At 71.5% G+C, this 22,863-nt stretch carries 17 protein-coding genes; 8 read left to right on the forward strand and 9 right to left on the reverse strand.

The window, feature by feature from the left end:
• Positions 1-110 precede the first annotated feature (110 nt).
• The gene (locus tag K8Z49_RS18110; protein ID WP_021591858.1) at positions 111-929 is read left to right on the forward strand and encodes an SAM-dependent methyltransferase; all 819 of its coding nucleotides are present in this window, start codon (positions 111-113) and stop codon (positions 927-929) included.
• A 15-nt stretch (positions 930-944) separates the two neighbouring features.
• Here K8Z49_RS18110 and K8Z49_RS18115 read toward each other — a convergent pair whose 3' ends face one another.
• Genes K8Z49_RS18115 through K8Z49_RS18125 form a run of 3 tightly spaced genes read right to left on the reverse strand, consistent with a single transcriptional unit; the run spans position 945 to position 3,824 of the window.
• A complete protein-coding gene (locus K8Z49_RS18115; RefSeq protein ID WP_412519898.1) occupies positions 945-1,775 on the reverse strand; it encodes a M23 family metallopeptidase in 831 nt (276 codons plus the stop codon).
• 23 nt (positions 1,776-1,798) lie between these two features.
• The gene (locus K8Z49_RS18120) at positions 1,799-2,299 is read right to left on the reverse strand and encodes an ArsR/SmtB family transcription factor (RefSeq protein ID WP_412519900.1); all 501 of its coding nucleotides are present in this window, start codon (positions 2,297-2,299) and stop codon (positions 1,799-1,801) included.
• Between the two features lie 31 nt (positions 2,300-2,330).
• Positions 2,331-3,824: a glycoside hydrolase family 53 protein gene (locus tag K8Z49_RS18125; RefSeq protein ID WP_083598110.1), complete on the reverse strand. Its 1,494-nt coding sequence runs from the start codon at positions 3,822-3,824 to the stop codon at positions 2,331-2,333.
• A 144-nt stretch (positions 3,825-3,968) separates the two neighbouring features.
• Here K8Z49_RS18125 and K8Z49_RS18130 point away from each other — a divergent pair, with 144 nt between their 5' ends.
• The gene (locus K8Z49_RS18130; RefSeq protein WP_021591854.1) at positions 3,969-4,151 is read left to right on the forward strand and encodes a hypothetical protein; all 183 of its coding nucleotides are present in this window, start codon (positions 3,969-3,971) and stop codon (positions 4,149-4,151) included.
• A gap of 11 nt (positions 4,152-4,162) precedes the next feature.
• Here the strand turns inward: K8Z49_RS18130 and K8Z49_RS18135 are convergent, their stop codons facing one another.
• Both K8Z49_RS18135 and K8Z49_RS18140 read right to left on the reverse strand, forming a co-directional pair.
• On the reverse strand, positions 4,163-4,804 hold the full coding sequence (locus tag K8Z49_RS18135; protein WP_250357456.1) for a nitroreductase family protein: 642 nt from the start codon (positions 4,802-4,804) through the stop codon (positions 4,163-4,165).
• A 25-nt stretch (positions 4,805-4,829) separates the two neighbouring features.
• Entirely contained in the window at positions 4,830-5,633 is an 804-nt protein-coding gene (locus tag K8Z49_RS18140; RefSeq protein WP_244938422.1) for an SAM-dependent methyltransferase, read from the reverse strand.
• Between the two features lie 350 nt (positions 5,634-5,983).
• Here K8Z49_RS18140 and K8Z49_RS18145 point away from each other — a divergent pair, with 350 nt between their 5' ends.
• The 4 genes from K8Z49_RS18145 to K8Z49_RS18160 all read left to right on the forward strand — a co-directional run bounded on the left by K8Z49_RS18145 (position 5,984) and on the right by K8Z49_RS18160 (position 13,238).
• Entirely contained in the window at positions 5,984-9,160 is a 3,177-nt protein-coding gene (locus K8Z49_RS18145; protein WP_412519903.1) for a glycosyl hydrolase 115 family protein, read from the forward strand.
• The gene (locus tag K8Z49_RS18150; RefSeq protein ID WP_412519905.1) at positions 9,157-10,212 is read left to right on the forward strand and encodes an endo-1,4-beta-xylanase; all 1,056 of its coding nucleotides are present in this window, start codon (positions 9,157-9,159) and stop codon (positions 10,210-10,212) included. The genes K8Z49_RS18145 and K8Z49_RS18150 overlap by 4 nt, the downstream gene beginning before the upstream one ends.
• Before the next feature lie 152 nt (positions 10,213-10,364).
• Positions 10,365-12,167, forward strand: a complete 1,803-nt coding sequence (locus K8Z49_RS18155) for a glycoside hydrolase family 15 protein (RefSeq protein WP_412519907.1) — start codon at positions 10,365-10,367, stop codon at positions 12,165-12,167.
• 18 nt (positions 12,168-12,185) lie between these two features.
• Positions 12,186-13,238 (forward strand): glucose 1-dehydrogenase, encoded by a 1,053-nt coding sequence (locus K8Z49_RS18160; RefSeq protein ID WP_075023029.1) that lies wholly within the window; start codon positions 12,186-12,188, stop codon positions 13,236-13,238.
• Positions 13,239-13,441: 203 nt separating this feature from the next.
• On the opposite strand, the gene K8Z49_RS18165 is transcribed toward K8Z49_RS18160, so the two are convergent.
• On the reverse strand, positions 13,442-13,819 hold the full coding sequence (locus tag K8Z49_RS18165) for a hypothetical protein (protein ID WP_024934079.1): 378 nt from the start codon (positions 13,817-13,819) through the stop codon (positions 13,442-13,444).
• A 175-nt stretch (positions 13,820-13,994) separates the two neighbouring features.
• On the opposite strand from K8Z49_RS18165, the gene K8Z49_RS18170 reads away from it, so the two are divergent.
• On the forward strand, positions 13,995-16,115 hold the full coding sequence (locus tag K8Z49_RS18170) for a tetratricopeptide repeat protein (RefSeq protein ID WP_412519910.1): 2,121 nt from the start codon (positions 13,995-13,997) through the stop codon (positions 16,113-16,115).
• Here the strand turns inward: K8Z49_RS18170 and K8Z49_RS18175 are convergent.
• From K8Z49_RS18175 to K8Z49_RS18185, 3 genes are read right to left on the reverse strand one after another with little or no spacing between them, the layout of a single operon-like run.
• Positions 16,060-16,554: a hypothetical protein gene (locus tag K8Z49_RS18175; protein WP_412519912.1), complete on the reverse strand. Its 495-nt coding sequence runs from the start codon at positions 16,552-16,554 to the stop codon at positions 16,060-16,062. The two genes, K8Z49_RS18170 and K8Z49_RS18175, sit on opposite strands and share 56 nt — an antisense overlap.
• The gene (locus K8Z49_RS18180; protein ID WP_412519914.1) at positions 16,554-17,789 is read right to left on the reverse strand and encodes a hypothetical protein; all 1,236 of its coding nucleotides are present in this window, start codon (positions 17,787-17,789) and stop codon (positions 16,554-16,556) included. Before K8Z49_RS18180 ends, K8Z49_RS18175 begins: the two co-directional genes overlap by 1 nt.
• A gap of 1 nt (position 17,790) precedes the next feature.
• Complete coding sequence (locus K8Z49_RS18185) at positions 17,791-18,909, reverse strand: hypothetical protein (protein WP_412519916.1); 1,119 nt, start codon at positions 18,907-18,909, stop codon at positions 17,791-17,793.
• A gap of 239 nt (positions 18,910-19,148) precedes the next feature.
• Between K8Z49_RS18185 and K8Z49_RS18190 the strand changes: the two genes are divergently transcribed.
• Positions 19,149-22,295, forward strand: coding sequence for a tetratricopeptide repeat protein (locus K8Z49_RS18190; protein ID WP_412519917.1), 3,147 nt, complete (start codon positions 19,149-19,151; stop codon positions 22,293-22,295).
• The last annotated feature ends 568 nt before the right edge of the window (positions 22,296-22,863 follow it).

Here is a 22,863-nt window from a genome sequence, read left to right on the forward strand (position 1 = left end):
CGGGCCGGCGAGCGTCACGTTAAACTACCGGCCTCTTTCACCGCCAGCAGCGTGGAGGCCCAAAGGTGCCGTCCCCACGAGAAGAGGGAACGCCGGACTCGGAACGCCCGGTGGACCCGGAACCGTTGAGCCCGCTCGTCGACGCCGCCCATCCCTCGTCCGCGCGGGTGTACGACTATCTGCTCGGCGGCAAGGACAACTTCGCCGCCGACCGCGTCGCGGCGGACCGGATCGCGGAGTCCTTTCCCGCCATTCGCGTCGGCGCGCAGGAGAACCGCCGTTTCCTGCTCCGCGGCGTCCGGTATCTCGCGGCCGAGGCCGGGATCCGCCAGTTCCTGGACGTCGGCACCGGCATCCCGACCTCGCCGAACGTGCACGAGGTCGTCCAGGCGATCACGCCCGAGGCGCGGATCGCCTACGTCGACAACGACCCGATCGTGCTGGTGCACGCCCGCGCGCTGATGGTCTCCGACCCCCGGGGCAGAGTGGGGTATCTGGACGCCGACCTCCGCGACCCCGGGTCCATCATCGGCAGCCGGCTCGTGCGCGACATCCTGGATTTCGACGAGCCGATCGCACTCGTCCTGAGCGCCATTCTGCATTTCATTCCGGACGAGCAGGACCCCGGCGGCATCGTGCGGGCCTTCGTGGCGGCCCTGCCCCCGGGCAGCTACGTTCTCGCCACCCATGTGACGCCCGAGCACGACCCGCGGCTGCGGCCCGCATCCGCCGGATATCGCGATGACGGCGTGCGCACCCAGGCCCGGACGGCGGCCGAGTTCGAGCGGCTCGTCTTCACCGATCAGGGGCTCGACCTCGTCTCGCCCGGCGTGGTCCTGGTGTCGCGATGGCGGCGCGGCGCCGACGAGCCGCCCGCCCCCACTCCCGCCGAGGTCTCCGCCTACGGCGCCCTGGCCGTCCGCAACTGAGTGCCTTCGCCAGGGTCAGTGGACGGGCTGGGTGGACGCGGTGAAAGCACGGCGAGCGCCAGGGGCGCCGGTGCGTGTGCTGCCGTCGCTGTCGTAGGGGAAGGCGAAGGGGATGCCCGCCGCGGTCAGGGGGCGGGGGCGGTCCATCAGGTGGAAGTGCAGGTGGGGCTCGGAGGAGTTGCCGGAGTTGCCGACCTCGCCGAGCACGTCGCCGGCGCGCACGCGGTCGCCCTTCCTGACGCGGATGGAGCCGCGGCGCAGGTGCGCGAAGACCGCGTAGACGCCGTCGCCGAGGTCGAGGACCACGGAGTTGCCGACGATGAAGCGGCCCGCCGAGAAGGTCAGCAGGGACAGCAACTGGCGGAACACCATGCCCTCCAGCAGCAGGTAGAGGACGCCGGGCCAGGAGTTGCGGCTCCAGTGGTCGCGCTGCCGGCCGCCCGCCTGGACGACGACGCCGTCGGCGGGGGCGAGGACGTCCTGGCCGAAGGCCGGGAACGTGTGCGGGGGCGCGGCGAGCGGCCACCGGCCGATGGGGCGCCAGTCACCGCTCGGCACGTGGACGAGGTCGATCGCGTAGGTCTGGCCGAGCTCGTGCGTCCCGTGGCTGGGGACCTTGTCGGCGGGGCTGTTGACCGGGATCCAGCGGCCCCGGACGGGGCTCTGCAGCACCACCGGCTCCCGGCCGGGGGCGCCGCCCGGCACGAAGGCCAGGGCGATACCGCCCACGATGAGCACGAGCCCGGCCACCGAGAGGGCGCCGAGGCCGTGCAGGGGCGTCGTCAGGCACAGGGCCAGTCCGAGCAGGATGAACAGCATCCTGAAGCGGGCGATCGTCCGGTACATCTCTTTCCTCCCGGCGGGTCGGGTCAGCGGCGCGCGGCCGCGAGGACCGTGAGTAGCGGCACCACCCGCTCGCCCGGGACGCTGTAGCGCCCGCGCGCCGTGGTCCGCAGCCAGCCGACCGCGACCAGCTGGCGCAGGTGGTGGTAGAGCTGGCCGGTGGTGCCGAGGCGCTCGTGGGCGGCCAGCTCGGCGGTGGTGCGGGCGCCGTGCAGGATCTCGCGCAGCAGGAGCAGCCGGACGGGATGCGCGAGCGCCGACAGCGTGTCCGCGGTCTGGGACCAGTCGTCCGACAGCAGGTCGTCCACCGGGTGGCCCTGCTGCCACTCGTAGTGCTCGCCTCCAGGAAGCGTCACCGATCCGGTGAACAGGACGGCGCCGGGGTCGGCGGCGCGGTCCTTCAGGGCGTCGAGGGCCCAGAACGTGTCGTCGCCGTCCCGAGGCTCGGCCGCGGGACGTGCACGGTCCAGTGCGGCCACGCGCTCCTCCAGCCGCGCGACCCTGTCCGCAAGCTTCTCCTCACTCACGACCCCAATATTACGTAACTACGTAGTTCTTTCAAAACGAGGCCGGGTCGGCGAAGTTCTGGGACGGGAGGGCGCGGCCCTGGAAGTCGAAGAGGGTCAGGTTGTCGTTGGGGGTGCCTTCGCCGGGCGCCCAGCCGACACCGGGGATCCACTCCGGTTGCCAGTAGAAGACGCCCGCGCCGCGTCCGCCCGGGACGGCCGCGACGGCGGACAGCAGATCGGACAGGAAGGCCCGCTGACCGTCCGGGCTGGCCGGGTATCCGGGGACGAGCTGCGACTCCTGCCAGAGGAAGTTGCCGAGGTCGTCGCCGTTGGCGAGCGTCCAGCCGTACTGGGTCTCGACGACCGCGACGTCCCGGCGGTAGCGGCTCGCGAGATCGTCGAGGTTCGCGCGCAGGTCGGACAGGGTGCCGTGCCAGAACGGGTAGTACGAGAGCCCGATGACGTCGAACGGCACGCGCTGCGCGACGATGTGGTCGAAGAACGACCTGCTCCAGGCGTTGTCGCCGCCCTGGTCGAAATGGACGACGAGCGTCGGCGTCGGGCCGGCGGCGTCGCGCGCTCCGGCGGCCGCCGCGCGCAGGAGGGTTCCGAGGCCGTCCCAGCCGGTGCCCGCGGACCAGTCGATCTGCCCGGCCGGCCAGAGCATCCCGTTGCGGATCTCGTTGCCGAGTTGCAGCATGTCCGCCGGCGTGCCCTGGGCCCGGAGCCGGTCCAGCACGTCACGGGTGTAGGCGCGCACGGTCGCGGCCAGGGCCGGGAGGTCCTGCCCGGCCCACACCTCCGGGATGGGTTGCTTCTGCGGGTCCGCCCAGAAGTCGCTGTAGTGGGGGTCGAGCAGCAGCTTCATGCCGGCGGCCTTGGCGCGGCGCGCCATGGTGAGGACGGACTCCAGGTCGCTGTAACCCGCCGGCGGGTTCACCCACAGGCGGAGCCGCACGTAGTTCGCCCCATGGGAGGCGAGGATCCTCTCCGGCGGGGCCGTCCGGCCGCGGTCCGTGTAGCGGGCGCCGGCCGCCTTCTCCTGGACGGCGAACGAGAGGTCGTGCCCGATGATCATGGACGGGCCGCGGCCCATGGCCCGCAGCTCGCCCAGGCAGGGCGTCCCGCCGCCCTTTCCGGCGAGCGACAGCCGCACCCACCTGGCACGGGTGCGCGCGGCGAACCAGACCGGCGATCCGGCCGCGACGGACGCGCGCCGCACCGTGTGGAAGCGCCCGGGAGCCGTCGCGGTCGCGATCGCCACGTCCGCCCGGACGGAGCCGAGCAGCGTGACACCGAACCCGCTCAACCGGCGGGACCTGACCAGGTCGACGGTGACCGTCCCGGACGGCCCGGCGGGGCACCAGGACGTCGCCGCGTTCCCGTCCACCGCGGCCCCGGCGTCTCCCCCACCGGCGGCCGCGGCCGATCCCGCCAGGGCCAGGTTCACCTCGGGCGCGCGCCGCACGTCGGCCTGCCCCGCCGTCGCCGGAACGGCGAGCCCGGCCGCCGCCAGCGCACCGATCACCAGAAAGCGCTTCACGCCTCCACGATGATCGCCCCCGCGATCCTGTCAACACCCGGCCGGGAATCCCCACGTCACCTGCGGCATGGGACGCAGATCCCGGCGAATTCCCCGGTTACCTTCAAGCCGGACGGAAGCGGCCTTGCAAGGGGGGTGGGCCCGATGTCATGGCCTGAAACAGCGATCCAGCTCCTGGCATTCTTCGCCGTGGCCGCCTACCTTCTCCGAGCCGTCGTGAAACTGCTGGCGAAGCTTCTCCTCATGGTCACCGTATTCCTCTTCGCCGCCGCGGTCCTCGGGGTGGCCTCCGCGGTGCACACCGTCCTCGGCGCGCTGGCGAACTGACCGCGTGACGGTCAGCCGGGGGCGAGCGGGGTGCCGTACGTCTCGTCGAAGACGATCTCCTCGACGGGGGTGCGGGTGAGCCGGGTCGGGAATCCGCGGTCGGGATAGCCGACCGCGATGTGCGCGGCGGTGATCACGCCGTCCGGGATGCCGAGCAGTTCCTTGACCTGCGGCTCGTAGTGGACGAGCAGGGTGGTCAGGGCGCTGGCGACGCCCTGGGCGCGCAGCGCGAGGCAGAAGTTCTGCGCGGTGGGGTAGATGGAGCCGCCGCCGACCACGCTGAGGCGGCCGAGTTCGGTGTCGGTGGGGTGCAGCCCGTCCAGCTCGGCGCACAGCACGACGATGGCCGGCACCTCGTCCAGGTGCTCGGCGAAGTGGTCGGCGTCGGTGACGGCCTTCGGCAGCGCGCCGACGCTGACCTCCCCGGCCCCGATGCCGGCCAGGTACGCCTTCCACGGCGTCAGGTACCACTCGGCGAGCCGCCGCTTGCGGTCCTTGTCGCGCACGACGACCCAGCGGACGGGCTGCCGGTTGCCGCCCTGCGGGGCGAACCTGGCGGCCTCGAAGGCCTGCATCAGCACCTCGTCCGGCACCGGGTCGGCGCGGAAGTGGCGGCAGGTGCCCGTGGTCTTCATGGCCTCGATGACGTCCATGTCACCTTCCAGGGAGGGAGGAGGGTCAGAGTTTCCGGCCGACGGCCCCGTACATCCAGATCAGGTCGAGGTCGGGGGTGACCGGGCCGTCCGGCCGCCACAGCGGGGTCTGGACGATGCCGGGCTCCAGCAGCTCGAAGCCGTCGAAGACGCGCTCGATCTCGGCCTTGCGGCGCGCCACGGCGGGGGCCTTGGCGCGGGTGTAGGTGCTGGCGACCTGGTCGACCTGGCTGGCGCGGAAGTCCTGGGTGGGGTGGGACACCGCGAGGTACCCGCCGCGCGGCATCGCGTCGCGCAGCGGCGCGACGAGGTCCTGCGGCTCCCTCTCGGGGACGAACTGGAGCACCGACACCAGCATCACCGCCAGCGGCCGCTCGAAGTCGATCAGCGAGCGGACCCGGTCGTCGGCGAGGATGCGCTCGGGCTCGCGGACGTCGGCCTGCACGACCGCCGTCCTGCCCAGCGGGTGCGTCGAGAGCAGCGCCCGCGCGTGCACCAGGACGATCGGGTCGTTGTCGACATAGACGACGCGGGTCTCGGGGGCGATCTCCTGGGCAACCTCGTGCACGTTGCGCTGGGTGGGCAGCCCGGCGCCGATGTCCAGGAACTGCCGGACGCCGGACTCCACCAGATGGCGGACGGCGCGGCGCAGGAACGCGCGGTTCTCCCGGGCGATGGCGCGCAGCTCGGGCGCGGCCTCAAGGGACGCCTCGGCGGCCTTCCGGTCGGCCTCGTAATTGTCCTTCCCGCCCAGGTAGTAGTCGTACATCCGGGCGGGATGCGCCACCTGCACATTGAGGTCGGCGGGGGGATTTTCCTCGTCCGTCACCTGTCAGGCCTCTCTTTTCGGCACGCAGACCATCACCGCGAAGGTCCTGCGGCCACTGGAAAGATCTTATTTAGGCGCCCCCGGGGCCGGGGGCGGAATGGCCCGGAGAGACCGAAAGTCATGTTCCGGTCCCCCGGGACGCCCCTCGGATGCGGGGGCCGAGGGCGCCGTCCCGGGGTTCGAAACATTTCGGAAGCTGAGCAGGGCGGCTGTGGCCACGTCCGGCGGCCTGGCCTTCGAAAGCTCACGCAAGTGGTTGACGAAAGGGACCTCCGGGGATATTTTCCTGTCGGCCATCGAAAAGCTAGCGAAACATTTCGAAGCCCGCTCCCCCACTGAGGAGACAGCCGATGGGCAGATCCCCGCGGACGTGGAAGGTTCTCCTGGCCCTGGTCCCCGTCGCCGTCGCGTTCACGGCGACGCCCGCCGCCGCGGCCCCCGAAGGCCATGGCGCCCCTGGGAGGCCCGGCCCCGACTCCTACATCTCGTTCCGGGACGGGCGCGGGCACTTCCCGCTCGTCGAGGACGGGAGGGCCGCCCCGCTCATGGTCAGCGGGTCCGACCACCCCGGCGTCGTCCGCGTCGCCGGGGACCTCCAGGCCGACATCGAGCGCGTGACCGGCGTGGAACCGGCGGTCGCGCGGGACACCGCGCCGTCCGGGCGGGACGTCGTCATCATCGGCACGATCGGCAAGAGCCCTCTCGTCGACGCACTCGTCGCGTCCGGGAAGCTGGACGTGCGGGGCATCGCCGGGAAGTGGGAGACGACCCTCGAACAGGTCGTGGACAAGCCGCTGCCGGGCGTCCGCCGCGCATTCGTGATCGCCGGGAGCGACCAGCGCGGCACGATCTACGGCGCCTACGACGTCTCGAAGAACATCGGGGTCTCCCCCTGGTACTGGTGGGACGACGTCCCCTCCAGGCACCGGAGCGCGCTCTACGTGAAGCCGGGCCGGCACACGCAGGGCACTCCCGCGGTGAAGTACCGAGGCTTCTTCATCAACGACGAGAACCCGGCGCTCGGCCGGTGGGCGCCGAAGCAGTTCGGCCCTGGAAAGGCCCCCGGGCATCCCGGCGGATTCAACAGCGCGTTCTACGCCAAGGTCTTCGAGACGATGCTGCGGCTGAAGGCCAACTACCTGTGGCCGGCGGTGTGGGGGCGCGCGTTCGCCGAGGACGACCCGCTGAACCACGCCACCGCGAAGAAGTACGGCGTCGTCATGGGGACGTCCCATGAGGCGCCGATGATGCGAGGCATCGAGGAATGGAACCGGCACGCCGTTCCCGCGGAGCGCGACGAGGACGGAAACATCACCAAGCCCGGCCACGACCCGTACGGCGGGACGGGCGAATGGAGCTTCCGCCGGAACTCGGACGCCATCAAGAAGTACTGGACGGACGGCATCGAGCGGATGGTCGACGAGGACTTCGAAGGCGTCGTCACGCTCGGCATGCGCGGCAACGGCGACACCAGCCTGCCGGACGGCGACGGCATCGAACTGATGCAGGACATCATCTCCAGCGAACGGAGCATTCTCCAGAACGTCACCGGGAAGGACCCGTCCGCCACCCCGCAGGTATGGACGCTCTACAAGGAGGTGCAGCGGTACTGGGACCGGGGCCTGCGCGTTCCCGACGACGTGACGGTCGTCTTCACCGACGACAACTGGGGGAACATGCGCAAGATGCCCGACCGGAGCCTGCCGGACCGGGCCGGCGGATACGGGCTCTACTACCACTTCGACTACGTGGGCGGCGGCCGCAATTACAAGTGGGTCGACACGGCGCAGCTCGGCAACACGTGGGAGCAGCTGAACCAGTCCTACCAGTACGGCATCCGCAACCTGTGGGTGGCGAACGTCGGCGACATGAAGAACAACGAGCTGCCGCTCCAGTTCTTCCTCGACTACGCGTGGGATCCCGGCCGCTGGCCGCTGCACAGGCTCCAGGAATGGCAGGAACGGTACGCGGCTCAGAACTTCGGCCCGGAACACGCGGCTGAGATCGCCGAGATCCTCGACGGTTACGGGAACCTCCAGGCCCTCCGCAAGCCGGAACTACTCAACCGCCGCATCACCGTCGACCCCGAAAAGGACCTGCCCACCGATTCCAGCGCGGTCGTCTACGACGACCAGCAGACGCCCTTCTACTTGAACCAGTACCGGGAGATGGACGGCGTGACCGCGCGGTGGCGGGAGCTGGCCGCCAGAGCCGAGCGGGTCCGCAAGCGGCTGCCGAAGGCGTACCAGGACGCCTTCTACCAGCTCGTCTACTACCAGGTGAAGGCGACGGCGAACCTGTACGAGCTGCGTGACGCCGAATTCACCAACATCCTCTACGCCGAGCAGGGACGCGCGGCGACCAACGACTACGCCGATCTCGCCGAGGCGCGGTTCGCCGACGACCAGGCCATGTCGACCTACTACAACACCCGGCTCGCCGGCGGGAAATGGGACGGTTTCCAGACCCAGCCGCACATCGGCTACGGCGACGTCGAACGGTACGGCCCCAACGCACCCTGGCAGCAACCGGAGCTGAACAACGAGGCCCTGCCGGACGAGATCTTCCCCAAGCTCAAGCGCATCACCGTCCCGGACGGCGCCGACATGGGCGTGGCGATCGACGGCTCCGACGAATGGTGGCCGGGGTCGAAGTCCGAGGCCGTCCTCCCGGAATTCAGCCCTTACCAGAGCGCGCCCGCACAGTACATCGAGGTCTTCAACCGCGGTTCCGACCCCTTCGCCTACCGGATCACCCCGGCCGAACCGTGGGTGAAGGTCGACCGCGCCCATGGCCGCGTCGGCAAGCAGATCCGGACGACCGTGCGCGTCGACTGGTCCCGCGCCCCGAAGGGCACCAGCCGCGTTCCCATCGAGATTTCCGGGCCGAACGGCCGCACGGTCACCGTGCAGGCCGTCGTGAAGAAACCGGCGTCGTTCAAGGCACGCGGTTTCGTTGAGGCCGGCGGCTATGTCTCCATGGACGCCGGCCATTACAGCCGCGCGACCGGCACCGCCCAAGCGCGCTGGAACCGCCTTCCGGGAATCGGGCGCACCGACGCGGGAATGGCGCCGTCCCCGGTCACCGCGCCGATCCAGGAGCCCGGTGAGGGGCCGCGTCTCGAATACGACATGACGCTGACCACCACGGGCCCGGTGAAGGTCTGGGCCTACCTCTCGCCGCGGAACAGCGTCCTTTCGACCGAGGGGCTGACATACGCCGTCTCGATCGACGGCGAACAGCCACAGGTCGTGAATGCCACCACGGCGACGGGCGCCAACGACACCACCATGAACAAGCAGTGGGAGCGGAACACCTCCGACAACGTGAACCGCACCGCCACCACCCACACCATCACCGGATCGGGGACGCACACCCTGAAGTTCTGGATGGTCGACCCGACCGTCGTCCTGCAGAAGATCGTGGTCGACACCGGAGGACTCAGGGCCTCTTATCTCGGGCCCCCGGAAAGCCGGCGGGCCGGGTTTCGCTCAACCCCCACCCTGCAAGGAGGAACGAAACCATGAGGAAGGCATTCACCGCGATGCTCGGGGCGGGTGCGCTGCTCCTCGCGCCGCAGGCGGCCGTGGCGTCCCCCGCGCCCGCCGCCCACGGCACGCTGGGCAAGGCCGCCGCGGCCACCGGACGGGTCTTCGGCGCCGCCATTACGCAGGTCCATATGGACGAGCGGGCCTACGTCTCCACGCTCGACCGTGAGTTCAATCAGCTCACGCCCGAGAACGAGATGAAGTGGGAGACGACCGAGCCGACCAGGGGCTCGTTCAACTACGCCCCGGCCGACCAGCTCGTCGGGCATGCCCAGTCGCGCGGCATGAAGATCCGCGGGCACACCCTCGTCTGGCACAGCCAACTGCCGACCTGGGTGAGCGACATCTCCTCGCGGCGCGAGCTGCTGGGCGTCATGCGGAACCACATCTGGAACGTCGCCGGGCACTTCTCCGGGAAGCTCCACTACTGGGACGTCGTGAACGAGGCATTCGAGGACGGGACCGGGGCGAGGCGCGACACGGTCTTCCAGCGCGTCATCGGCGACGGCTACATCGAGAAGGCGTTCCGGGCCGCGCGCGCTGCCGACCGCAAGGCCAAGCTCTGCTACAACGACTACAACATCGACGGGCGGAACGCGAAGAGCGATGCCGTCTACGCGATGGTCCGGGACTTCAAGCGCCGCGGCGTCCCGATCGACTGCGTCGGGCTCCAGGCGCACCTGACGCTCGGGAACGTCCCGTCCGACATACGGGAGAACATGCGGCGGTTCGCGAAGCTCGGCGTGGACGTGCACGTCACCGAGCTGGACATCCGCATGCAGACGCCGCCCGACAGCGCGAAGCTCGCCACCCAGGCGGACGACTACCGGAAGGTCGTCTCCGCGTGCGTGGCCGTGCCGCGCTGCAAGGTCCTCACCGTGTGGGGCGTGACCGACAAGTACTCCTGGATCCCCGACGTGTTCCCGGGTGAGGGCGCCGCGCTCCTCTTCGACGAGAACTACGCCAAGAAGCCCGCCTACCGCGCGGTCGTCGCGGCCCTGAGAGGAAAGCACCCCGGCAGACCGTCCTGACCTCTGAATGTCCGGCACGGCGGCAGCTCCCATGCCGCCGTGCCGGAGCCGTTTCCGGACTCCTTCTCCGGAAACGGCGGCGGTCGAGGAATACATCCACTATCACGGGTAGCTCGGAGGAAGCCGGCGAACAGAGGGCGGGAGTACGCGTCATGGCGCTGCGGATCGAGGACTATGGGCTGCTCGGTGACACACAGACCGCCGCGCTGGTCGGCAGGGACGGGTCCGTCGACTGGCTGTGCCTGCCCCGGTTCGACTCCCCGGCCTGCTTCGCCGCCCTGCTCGGCGACGAGGACGCCGGGTTCTGGCGGGTCGCGCCCGCGGCGGGCGGGCTCTGCACGCGGCGCCGCTACCGGGACGACACGCTGATCCTGGAGACCGAGTGGGACACCCCGGAGGGGACCGTCCGGCTCATCGACTTCATGCCCCCGCGCGGCGAGGCCGCCGACGTCGTCCGGATCGTGGAGGGCGTCAGCGGCCGCGTCCCGATGCACATGGCGCTGCGGCTGCGGTTCGACTACGGCCGGATCGTGCCCTGGGTGCGGCACCGCGAGGGGGAGATCAACGCGATCGCGGGACCGGACGCGACGTGGCTGAAGACGCCCGTCGAACTCGTGGGACGCGACCTGACGACGTGCGCCGACTTCACCGTCGCGGCCGGGGACCGGGTCCCGTTCGTCCTGACGTACAAGCCGTCGCACCTGCCGCGCCCGAAGGCGGTCGAGGCCGAGCGCGCGCTGTCCGACACCGAGGCGTTCTGGTCGGACTGGATGCGCCACTACGACTACGACGGGCGGTGGGACGACGCGGTCCGCCGGTCGCTGATCACGCTGAAGGCGCTGACGTACGCCCCGACCGGCGGCATCGTCGCCGCGGCGACCACGTCCCTGCCGGAGCAGCTCGGCGGCCCGCGCAACTGGGACTACCGGTTCTGCTGGCTGCGGGACGCGACGTTCACCCTCCAGGCCCTGCTCGGCACCGGGTTCGCCACGGAGGCCAGGGCGTGGCGCGAGTGGCTGCTGCGCGCCGTCGCCGGGGACCCCGCCGACCTCCAGATCATGTACGGGATCGACGGCACCCGGCGGCTCACCGAGTTCACCGTCGACTGGCTCGCCGGGTACGAGGGCTCGTCCCCCGTCCGGATCGGCAACGCGGCGTCCGACCAGTTCCAGCTGGACACGTGGGGCGAGGTCCTGGACGGACTGCACCTGGCGCGTGAGGCCCGCATCGAGGCGGAGCAGAGCGCCTGGGACATGCAACTCGCCCTGATGGACTTCCTCGAAGGCCACTGGAGCGACCCCGACAACAGCCTGTGGGAGGTGCGCGGGGACCGGCGCCACTTCGTCCACTCCAAGGTGCTCGCGTGGGCGGGCGTGGACCGCGCCGTCCAAGGCGTCGAGAAGCACGGTCTGGAGGGCCCCGCGGACAGGTGGAAGGCGCTGCGGGAGCGGATCCACGCGGACGTGTGCGAGAACGGTTACGACGCGGAACGCGGCACGTTCACCCAGTTCTACGGCTCCCGCGGGCTCGACGCGGCGCTCCTGCTCATCCCGCAGGTGGAGTTCCTGCCGTGGAACGACCCGCGCGTGGTCGGCACCGTGGACGCGGTGCAGCGGGACCTGTGCCGGGACGGGTTCATGCTGCGCTACGACACGGGCGCCGACGGCGGCGTGGACGGCCTCCCCGGCGAGGAGGGCTCGTTCCTGGCCTGCACGTTCTGGCTGGCGGACGCCCTGCACGGCATCGGCCGGACGAAGCAGGCCACCGAGGTGTTCGAGCGGCTGCTCGGCCTGCGCAGCGACCTCGGGCTGCTGAGCGAGGAGTACGACACCGCCGCGCGGCGGCAGATCGGGAACACGCCGCAGGCGTACTCGCACGTCGGGCTCGTCAACACGGCCCGGCATCTGAGCGGCACCCGCGCCGCGAACCGCCCGGCTGAGGCAGACCCGGCCTGAAGCAGAAAGGAGAGCGTCATGCGCGCCTTGACCGTCCAGCCCGGACAGCGCGGGTCGCTGGCCGTCACCGACGTCCCCGACCCGGAGCCCGGGGAGGGCGACCTGCTGGTGGACGGGCTCGCCGTGGGGGTGTGCGGCACCGACCGGGAGATCGCCGCCGGGGACTACGGGTGGGCGCCGCCCGGCCGCGACCGCCTGGTCATCGGGCACGAGTCGCTCGGCCGGGTGCGGCACGCCCCGTCCGGCAGCGGCTTCTCCCCCGGCGACCTCGTCGTGGGCGTGGTGCGGCGTCCCGACCCGGAACCGTGCGGGGCGTGCGCGCACGGCGAGTTCGACATGTGCCGGAACGGCCGGTACACCGAGCGCGGCATCAAGGAACTCGACGGGTACGCGAGCGGGGTCTGGCGGGTCGAGGCGGGCTACGCCGTCGCGCTGGACCCGAGGCTGGCCGAGGTCGGCGTGCTGATGGAGCCGGCCACGGTCGTCGCCAAGGCGTGGGACCAGATCGAGAAGGTCGGCGGGCGGGCCTGGTTCGAGCCGCGCCGGGTCCTGGTGACGGGCGCGGGCCCGATCGGGCTGCTCGCCGCGCTGCTGGGCGTCCAGCGGGGGCTGGACGTGCACGTCCTCGACCGGGTGGCGGACGGGCCGAAGCCGCGCCTCGTCGCCGGCCTCGGCGCGACCTACCACCACGAGGGCATCGAGCGGGCGGTCGCCGGGGCGGAGCCCGACGTGGTGATCGAGGCGACGGGGGTGTCCTCGCTCGTCTTCGGCGCGATGGCGCACAACGCGGCGTTCGGGGTCGTGTGCCTGACCGGGGTGTCGCCGTCCGGGCGCCCGCTGCGGGTGGACGCGGGCGGCCTCAACCGCGACATCGTGCTGGGGAACGACGCGATCATCGGGTCGGTCAACGCCGGCCTCGGGCACTACGCCGACGCCGCGCGGGCCCTGGCGAAGGCGGACCTGGACTGGCTCGGCCGGCTGATCTCGCGCCGCGTCCCGCTGGAGCGCTACGAGGACGCGTTCACCCCGCACCCGGACGACGTGAAGGTCGTCATCACCCTGGACGGGTGACCGGACCGCGGACGAATATTTGCCGCGATTCGCATCAAGACCAGTTCTAGTGGACCACCGACTCGACCGGAAACCCTGCGCGGACCTGGGCTTTCCGGCCAGGATGCGGGGCATGACCTTCCCGCTGATGCGCGGGTGCGGCCACGCCGACGTGGCCGTCCGGCATCTCCACCACCGCCCGGCGCCCGCGCCGGGCGCGAGCGTCATCCGATGTTCACGTCGCCGTGCACGTCCCGGAGCTGAACGACCCTCCCCGCCTGGCCGTTGAGGACGTTGACCACGCCGTCGTTCGTGGCGGCGGCGTTGGTCTGCGCCTGGTTCCAGAGGGTGCGCGCCTCGGCGCCGAACTCGGGATCCTCGGCCATGAGGTGCTCGATGGCGGAGGCGAGGGTCGTGATCCTCCCGGGCGCCGGATCCTCAGCGGCCCTCGCCAGGGCCTCCTCGTCCGACGGACGGCCCCGCAGGCGCGTGCGGACCCGCCGGGACAGCTCGGCGACGGCGGCCCGGACCGGTTCCCCGGCGACTTCCACGGCCTTGCCCGCCATGGCGGTGGCGATGGCGACGGTCATCGGATCTGTCACCGTCCCAGTTCATCACGCCCGGCGGCGGAAGCCAATCGCCATTCTGACCAGTTCTTCTCTCTCAGCATGACCAAAATTGCAAATACTGTTGGCATTATTAATGAGCCAGACGTCCAGGTACTTTAGCCGTAAAGCGGGCGATCAACGCGCCACCGAAGCAATGGATGGACAGCACGTGCAGTCTCCCGACGACCGGGGCCGGTGGACCAACGAACTGACGGGGAGGATCGCGGGGTCCAGTGTCCAGGCCGGATCCATCGCCGGCGGCGTGCACATCACCGCGCCCGGCGGACCGTCCCTTCCCGCTCCGGCGCAGCTGCCGCCGCCCGGGCTGTTCGCCAACCGGCTCAGCGAGCTGGACGAACTGGAGGCCCTGGCCGAGAGCCCGGGGCTCGTGGTCGTCACCGGGCCCGGCGGCGTCGGGAAGACCACGCTCGCCCTGCACTGGCTGCACCGGATCAAGGACGGCTACGAGGGCCAGCTGTTCGTGGACCTGCGCGGCTTCTCCGGGACGGAGCCCCTCCCGCCCGACGAGCCCCTGGAACGCTTCCTGCGGGCCCTCGGCGCGGGCCCGGAGAGCATCCCGCCCGGCGCCGACGAGCAGTCCGCGCTCTTCCGGTCCATGACGACCGGTCGCCGGCTGGTCGTCATGCTGGACAACGCCGTCTCGGCGGCGCAGGTCCGGCCGCTGCTGCCCGGGGCCGGGGCGTCCCTGGTCGTGGTCACCTCGCGGCACCGCCTCACCGGGCTCGTGGTGAACGGCGCGCGCTTCCTGGACGTCGATCCGCTCGGCGAACCGGGGGCGCTGGAGCTGCTGGAGCACCTGATCGGGGAGGACCGGATCCGGGCGGAGCGCGAGGACGCCCGGTCCCTGGTCGCGCTGTGCGGGACGCTCCCGCTCGCGCTCTGCGCGTCCGGCGCCCGCCTCGCCGCCCGGCGGCGCTGGCCGATCGCCCGCGCGGTCGCCGAACTCGGCGACGAGGCGCGCCGGCTCGCCGCGCTGCGCAGCGGCGAGGGCGACATCTCGGTGAGCGCCGTCTTCAACACGTCCTACCAGGCCCTCGACGAGGAGCGCGCGGCGGCCTACCGGCTGCTCGGCGTCCATCCGGGGCCCGACCTCGGCGTCGCCGCCGCGGCGGCCCTCATCGGGACGGGCGAGGAGGGCGCCGCCGACCTGCTGCACGGCCTCGTCGACGCCAACCTGCTGCTCGAAGGACCCGGCGACCGGTTCGGCTTCCATGACCTGGTCCGCCTGCACGCGCGGGACCCGTCCCTCGGGCCGGTCTCGGAGCGGGCGGCGGCGTTCGCCCGGCTCGCCGGCTGGTACCTGACGACCGCCGTCGCCGCCGACCTCGCCGTGATGCCGGGACGATGGCACCTCGGCGACCGGTACGCCGACCCGCCGGAGGGCACCTTCGCGTCCCGGGCGGCGGCGCTGGAGTGGCTCGGACGCGAGCGGCCGAACCTGGCGGCGGTCGCACAGGAGGCGCACGACACCGGGCTGCACGCCGTCACCTGGCAGCTCGCCGAGGCGATGTGGCCGCACTTCCTGCAGCGCAAGCACTACCCGTCCTGGATCCGGACGTACGAGCTGGGGCTCGCCGCAGCCGAGGCCTGCGGCGACCCGCGGGCCCAGGCACGGATGCTGGAGGGCCTCGGGATCGCCTACAACAACCTCCGGGATTTCGGCGCGGCGGCCGGCCGGTTCGAGGCCGCGCTCGCCCTGGAGCGGCAGGCCGGCCACCGGCTCGGCGAGGCCTCTGCGCTCGAAGGCCTCGGCGTCGCGGCGCTCGGCACCGGCGCCCCGTCCCGCGCGGTCGAGCTGTTCGCCCAGGCTCGGGACGTGCACGTCGATCTGGGACGTCCGCGCGGGATCGCGCTGATGGACCGGCACATCGGCGAGGCGCTCAGCGCGGTGGACCGGCACGCCGAGGCCGACGAGACGCTCACCGGCGCCCTGGAGATCTTCAGGCGGCTCGACGAGCCGTACCACGTCGCGCGGACGCTCACCTGCCTCGGCCAGGCCCGGCTCCGGGCCGGGCGCCCTCATGACGCCGCCACCGTCCTCCGCGAGGCGCTGGACGCCGGCCGGGAGATGGACGCGCCGCACGTGGAGGCCGGGGCACTGCGCGAGCTGGCCCGGGTGGCGGAACACCAGGGCGACCCGGCGGCCGAGCGCCTGCTTCTGGAACAGGCGCTGGCCATCTACATCCGGCTGGGTTCGCCTCTCGAGGCGCCGGTCAGAGAGCGGCTCGCCGAGCTGCCGGGCGCGCCACCCGGCGATCCCGCATCCTGACCATCGTGACCGTGGTGCCGCGGACGAGGGTGAGCCGGGTGAGCGCGCCCGGCACCCCGCCCGTCACGAGCCAGGCGTGCAGGGCGGACGCGTACAGGGCCGCGTCACCGGCCTGGCACGTCCCGCCGAGGACCGGGTCGAGCCGCGCCTCCAGATCCCCGGCCGACACCAGGCAGGCCCGAGGGTTGACGGCCACCGCGACGAGGCAGCCCGGCGAGGACGCCCGGAGCCGGTCAGGGTCGGCGGCCTGGCCGACGATCACGTCCGCGCACGCCAGCCAGGCGCGCGAGACCTCCTCCGGCCCGGCCACGAGGTGCTCGTCGCACGGTGGGGACTCGGGCGCACCTGCGGGCGAACGCCGCAGCGTCAGCGTCCGCCCGCCGATGAGCACCTGGTCCGGCCCTGTCGGGTCGTCCCAGACCCGTACCAGCGTGAGCATCACGCCGCCCTGGGCAGGCCGTGGACGGGGAGCGGGACGGGCTCGACGTCCGGCGGGCACTCCCGGTCGGGCAGCCGCAGCAGCCGGTACATCTCCCTGCGGATGAGGCCGGCCGCCTCGCCCGGCCGGGAACTGATGGCGTTCCGCATCGCGGCATGGACCCGTCCGGAGAAGGCGTGCGCTGCCTCCTCCAGTTGCGGGGCCAGCGGCCGGTCCCAGTCGACGCGCGGCGCGAGCGCGCCGAGCCCGGCGACATGGGTTCCGGGCGCCACGCGGTCCTCCGGGAAGGTGCCGAGCGCCACCGGCACGCCGATCGCGGCGCCATAGCAGGTGACCGATCCGTGATCGCCGATGAGAACGTCGGCGGCGACCAGGCCCGCGCGCCAGCCCTCCTCGGGCGGGAACAGCCGGACACCGAGCCGCAGGCAGTCCGCATGCCAGGCGAGGACCTGGCGTTTTCCGTGGTAGGACCACACGTTCGGGTGCAAAGCGGCGACGATCTGGTACCTGTCGCGCGGGAGCTCCACCGCGAGGCGCAGCAGCAGATCGGGATGCCGGCCGAGCAGCGAGTCCCCTCTCCAGGTGGAGCTGACGAAGACGAGCCGCCGGCCCGGCCGCACGCCGAGCGCCCGCCGGTACACGTTCCGGTAGCGCAGGCTCGCCATCAGGCGATCCAGGCATGGGTCGCCTGCGGTGAACCCCACGGGACGTGCTTCCGGACACTCGCGTTCCAGCATGTCCAGATGCCGGTCGTGCGCCAGGACGATCGACGACGGCACGACCCGGCCGGCGACGACGAGGCGCTCCCTGATCAGGCCGCTGACCGGACGCGCGGCGGGCGGCCCGGCGCCGTCGCCGCGGGCGACCAGCTTGCCGGGACCCGCTCCGTGCAGCAGGGTCATGACCGGCCCGTGCAGCTTCTCCAGCATCCCGTGCCCGGCCGCCACGACGAGATCCCACTTGGTGCTCATGGCCTGCCGCCAGGGCACTACCAGCCCGTCGAGGCCGCGCAGATGCGCGTCCAGACCGCCCGTGTACGCCGATGCGGGCGAGGCCGTGTACGCGACCGCGACCCGCTGGTCGCTCTCCAGCAGCGGCATGACGTCGGCGAGGCGTGTCGCCGCCGCCAGATGGTGCGCGACGGCGAGGACCGTCCGCCGCGCCTGCACCGTCGAGCCCTTCAAGGCGTCCAGGCCGAACGGGCCCGGCACCCACGCGTCTCCCGAGAAGTTCATCTCAACCTCCCCGAGCGGCGTGGCCGAGCGGCTCCCCGTCCTGGCAGCCGATGCGGAAGGGCGGCGACACCGGGTCCGCCACCGGGATGGTGGCGGGCTGCGGCAGCCGCAGCAGCCCGTACATCAGGCTGCGCATGGTGCGGTCGAACCGTCCGGGCTCGGACGTGATCCGCCCGAGGACCGGCCGGACCCGCTCCGGCCGCCATCGCGCCGCCGCCTCGGTCAGCTGCGGGCGCACGGGCCGGTGCGCCGCCGGCCGGACGGCGAGGAGGCGCAGGGCGTCCCCCGGCGCCGGGCCGGTGACGAGGACGGGCACACCGATGATCGTCCCGTAGCGGGTGACCGGTCCCGGCGGCCCGACGATCCAGTCGGCGGCGACGAGGGCGGCGCGCCAGTCCGCCTCCGGCGGCATGAGCCCGAGCCCGTCCCGCAGGTGGGCCGCGAGCCCGGGACCCGAGCAGCCGCCCGCTTCCGGAATCCCGAGAACGGAGTAGCGGTCGGGCGGCAGCTCGGTGAGCATGCGGCCCACGATGTCCAGCGACCGGCACCGAGTGCACGCGACGGCCGGGGACAGGGACACCACGACGAGGCGGCGCTGCCCGTCCACCCCCAGGGCGCGCCGGTAGAAGTCGCGCAGCGGGAGGCTCGCAAGGATTCGATCATGGTCTGAGCAGCCGGTCACCGTCCCATGGCCGTCCTCGGCATCGGGAGGACGGTCCAGGCGGTGGGCGTAGGTGAACACGGTCGGCGCACGCCTGTGCGCAACGTCCTCCGGGATCGCGCCGGGCAGGACGATGAGCGGCGTGTTCGGCAGGCGCGCCGGGACCCGGGAAGCGGTGACGACGAGGTCGGCGTCACCGTCCTCTAGTTCAGACCAGGGCAGCGGGGCTGCGCCCGCGTCTCTGAGCATCACCTCCACGGCGGCCGAGGACGGCCCGGGGGCCGCCGTGAAGAGCACGCGCAGCCGCGGGTCGGTTCCCGCGAGGCGCGCCACGTCCAGTGCGGGCTGCCCCGGTACGGGCGAGCCCACGACCACCAGCACGGTGCGCCGGTCCCCCAGGCGCCCCCACCAGCCAGGGTCGAACCCGGTCAGGGCCCGACGCCATTCGAAGCCGGTCATCCTTGTCAACGAACCCCCTTTGACCTCGGATGCTGACATCCGTTCCTCCGTCGCAGGTCGAATAGACCTGCCCTCCACAATCGAGTGTCGATCGGGCACCTTGACGAAAACTTGCAATCCTCCTGACATGACGAGTAGCGGGATCCCTGGGCGGTCGAGTGAAACGCGCTGCGCTCTGGCCATTCGGTGCACGCGATGCCAAAATCGGCTCAGGAGGAGATTTCCACAAAGGGGAACCGGTGGAGTTCCGCGTCATAGGCCCCGTCGAGCTGTGGATCAACGGCCGGCGGCGCGACCTCGGAACGCCCAAGGAACGCTGCGTGCTGGCCGTGCTGCTGCTCAGCCCCCGGCAGCCGGTGCCCGCCGAGACCATCATCCGCCGCGTCTGGGACGATCCGGCGCCGGCCAAGGCGCGGCAGAGCCTCTATTCCTACATCACCCGGTTACGCCGCCACCTCGACGACGTCGAGGGCGTCTCGCTGGTGTCCCGTCAGGGTTCTTACCTGATCGAGGTCGACGACGATGCGGTCGACCTCCACCGGTTCCGGCGGCTGCGCGACCAGGCCCGCGCCATCTCCGAAAGCGGCGACGACGAATACGCCCTGGACCACCATCGCCGGGCGGCGGAGCTGTGGCGGGCCGAACCGCTCGCCGACCTCACCGGGGGCTGGGCCGAGCGCACCCGGCACATTCTCGAACAGGAATTGCTGACCGCCGCGTTTCTCCGTATCGACCTGGAACTGCAGGCCGGAAACCACGCGGACCTCCTCCGCGAACTCTCCCACCTCACCGAACGCCATCCCCAGGACGAGCGGCCCGTCGAGCGGCTCATGGTGGCGCTCTACCGCTGCGGGCGCCAGGCCGAGGCCCTGGAGGTCTACCGGCGCACCCACGATCTTTTCGTGGCCGAGTCCGGGACCGACCCGGGCCCGGGGCTGCGGCGGCTCCAGCAGCAGATCCTCCGGGGCGACCCGGAACTGCTGCGGGTCCCCGGAACCCAACTGAGCGTCGACCGTCGTCCGCACAATCTGCCGGGTGACGCACGAGTCTTCGTCGGACGCGACGACGAGTTGCGGCAGCTCACGGACATGGTGCCGGGCATCTCCGGCCCGCCTGCCGGATCCGCGGTGACCGTACTGGCCGTCAACGGCATGGGAGGCGTCGGGAAGACGACGCTCGCCGTCCACCTCGCGCACCGGCTGGCCGAGCACTACCCCGACGGCCACATGTTCCTGGAGTTGCACGCGCACGACGCTCGGCGCGAGCCGATCACCCCCGCGGACGCGCTCGACAAGCTGTTCCGCATGATCGGCGTCCCTGCGACGCGGGTGCCGCGCGCGCTGGACGAGCGGGCTGCGCTCTGGCGATCGGAGCTGGCGGGCAGCCGCGCACTCCTCGTGCTGGACGACGCCGCCGGCCACGACCAGGTGAGGCCACTGTTGCCGGCCTCCGCCGGATGCCTGGTGATCGTGACCAGTCGGCGCCGGCTGACCGGGCTGCACGACGCCTGGCCGCTGTCGCTGGACGTCCTGCCCGTCCGGGACGCGATGGTCCTCTTCTCCGGCATCGCGGGGGCCGGTCGCGCGGAGCCCGGCGCCGACGTGGCCGCGGTGGTGGAACGCTGCGAACGCCTGCCGCTCGCGGTGAGCATGGCGGCGAGCCGGCTGCGCCACCGCCGCACCTGGGAGACCCGCGACCTGCTCGCCCGGCTGACCCCCGGCGACCGGCTGCTGGACGAGCTGCGCGACGAGGAACGCGGGATCGCGACCGTCTTCGAGCTCTCCTACCGCGGCCTCCCGCCGCCGCTTCGGGACGCGTTCCGCGCCTTCGGCCTGCACCCCGGCCCCGACCTGACGGCGCACGCGGCCGCGGCGGCGCTGGCACGTCCCGTCCGGGAGGCCGAGCGGATCCTGGAGGACCTCCTCGACCGGCACCTGATCACCGAGCCCGCCCGCGGCCGGTACCGCTTCCACGGCCTCGTCCAGGACTACGCCCGCCGCCTCGCCCGCGAGACCGACCCGGAGGAGGAGCGGCACCGGACCGTCCACCGGATCCTCGACTTCTACGCCGCTGCGGCCGACCGCGCGGACCGCCTGCTGTCCCCGCACCGGCCGGAGAACGGCGTCCCACTCGTCCACCCCCCGCCCGAGCTTCCACCGCTGGAGGACGACACGCAGGCCGCCGGGTGGTTCGCGGCCGAGCACGACTGCCTGCTGAACGCCGCCGCCGAAGCCGTCCGGATCGGCTCGCCGGAACGCGTCGCCCGGTTCGCCCGCGTGCTCGCCGGGCATCTGGAGTCGCGCGGCCACTGGGACGCCGCCGCACGCCTGCACACCCAGGCGGTCGAAGCCCTGCGGAGCCTGGACGACCCCCCCGGCATCGCCCGCGCGCTGGCAGATCTCAGCCATATCCGTTTCCGCAGCGGCGAGTACGACGCGGCAATGGAAGAAGCGGAAAAGGCGCTGACAATCTACCGATCAATCGGCGACCGTCGAGGAGAGGCGGACGCTCTCGGACGCATAAGCCTCGTCCATTGGCACCGGTCCCGATTTCCCGAGGCGCTGGCCCGCTGCCAGGAGGCGCTCGACATTCACCGTTCCCTGAAAGACCGGCAGGGCGAGGCCACGAGCCTCGATCGCATGGCGATCTACTTGGAGTTCACGGGCGACTACCGCGAGGCCGAACGTCTCCGCCAGGAGGCGCTCACGATCTTCACGGAGATCGACGACGCGCACGGCCGCACCATGGCGCTTAACAACATGGGGGACCTAATGATCCGCATGGGCGACGTCGACCGAGCCGCGGAGTACTACGAGCAGACCGCCGCCGACGCCGAGCTGAGCCGCCAGCACGAGGCCATCGCACTCATCAATATGGCCAACGTCCACCGCCGCACCGGATCCCACGATACCGCGCTGGCCAATTACCGTGCGGCCCTGGCAATAGCGATGGAATTGGGCGACCGCCGAAACCAGGTGGAAACCCTCATCGGCATCGGCGCCACTTTCCACAATACCGGCCGCTACGGCGAGGCACTCATTCACCATGAGCGCGCCCTGACAATCTCGCGCTCAATCAGCGAGCGCTACGAGGAAACTCTCGCCCTCCGCCACTTGGGCGAAACCCTCACCGCCTCCGGCCGCTACCCCGCCGCCGTGGAACACCTCCAGCAAGCCCATGCCCTGTCCACCGAGATAGGCGTCCCGGACGAAACGGCGAAGGCCCTGGAAAGCCTGGGCACGGCCCTCCTCCACGTCCAGGGCAGCGAAGCCGCCCGCCACCCCTGGCAAGAGGCCATCCACCTGTACACCAGGCTGGGCAAGTCACCCGAAGTCGAGGCCCTCCGAACCCGCCTCCACGACCTGGACAAAGCCACCGGCACCTGACCCCGGCTCTAGAACTCATTCTGTTTCGCGTGAGCGCACCCCGCTGATGACTTCTAGACTTCGGTTCAGCCCACGGCGCCAACAGTATCGTGTTCTAGAATCTGTTCTGCGAACACTGGTCGACCACTCTCCACCAATCGGACAAATGTCACAAACGTCAGCAAAGTTGATTGCCTGAAATTTCTAGCTTTTTCGGACGCACCCCGTGCGTCGCCTGTAGATTGACCATGAACTGCCCGCGCGCGACCATCCAACAAGGAAACGCATGATTCGAAATTGGAAGAAAGCCGCATACGCCTCCGCCGCGGCACTCACCGTGACAACGGCGCTGGCGGGGCTGCTGGTGCACATGACCGGGTTCGGCGCGGCCCCCGCAGACAGGTCGGTAGCGGCCAAGCCGCCTGTGCATATGACCTCGGCGCACCGCGTCTGAGCCACCTGGTCGCAGCGTCAGGTGGGGCTGCGGGGAGCCTCACCTGACTGTGGAGGGCACTGGCCATCTAGGCCTGGGCCGCATCGGCTACCGCGACCGGATCCGCGAGCACGACGACGGCGTCGCCGTCCCAGA

The organism is Actinomadura madurae (genome assembly GCF_047130825.1).
Taxonomy (GTDB): domain Bacteria; phylum Actinomycetota; class Actinomycetes; order Streptosporangiales; family Streptosporangiaceae; genus Spirillospora; species Spirillospora madurae.

Excerpts from the sequence above, each read along its gene's own strand:
- K8Z49_RS18130 (WP_021591854.1), top strand. The coding sequence starts at position 3,969 with ATGTCATGGCCTGAAACAGCGATCCAGCTCCTGGCATTCTTCGCCGTG.
- K8Z49_RS18180 (WP_412519914.1), bottom strand. The coding sequence starts at position 17,789 with ATGAACTTCTCGGGAGACGCGTGGGTGCCGGGCCCGTTCGGCCTGGAC.
- K8Z49_RS18160 (WP_075023029.1), top strand. The coding sequence starts at position 12,186 with ATGCGCGCCTTGACCGTCCAGCCCGGACAGCGCGGGTCGCTGGCCGTC.
- K8Z49_RS18150 (WP_412519905.1), top strand. The coding sequence starts at position 9,157 with ATGAGGAAGGCATTCACCGCGATGCTCGGGGCGGGTGCGCTGCTCCTC.
- K8Z49_RS18175 (WP_412519912.1), bottom strand. The coding sequence starts at position 16,554 with ATGCTCACGCTGGTACGGGTCTGGGACGACCCGACAGGGCCGGACCAG.
- K8Z49_RS18145 (WP_412519903.1), top strand. The coding sequence starts at position 5,984 with ATGGGCAGATCCCCGCGGACGTGGAAGGTTCTCCTGGCCCTGGTCCCC.
- K8Z49_RS18155 (WP_412519907.1), top strand. The coding sequence starts at position 10,365 with ATGGCGCTGCGGATCGAGGACTATGGGCTGCTCGGTGACACACAGACC.
- K8Z49_RS18115 (WP_412519898.1), bottom strand. The coding sequence starts at position 1,775 with ATGTACCGGACGATCGCCCGCTTCAGGATGCTGTTCATCCTGCTCGGA.
- K8Z49_RS18185 (WP_412519916.1), bottom strand. The coding sequence starts at position 18,909 with ATGACCGGCTTCGAATGGCGTCGGGCCCTGACCGGGTTCGACCCTGGC.
- K8Z49_RS18135 (WP_250357456.1), bottom strand. The coding sequence starts at position 4,804 with ATGGACGTCATCGAGGCCATGAAGACCACGGGCACCTGCCGCCACTTC.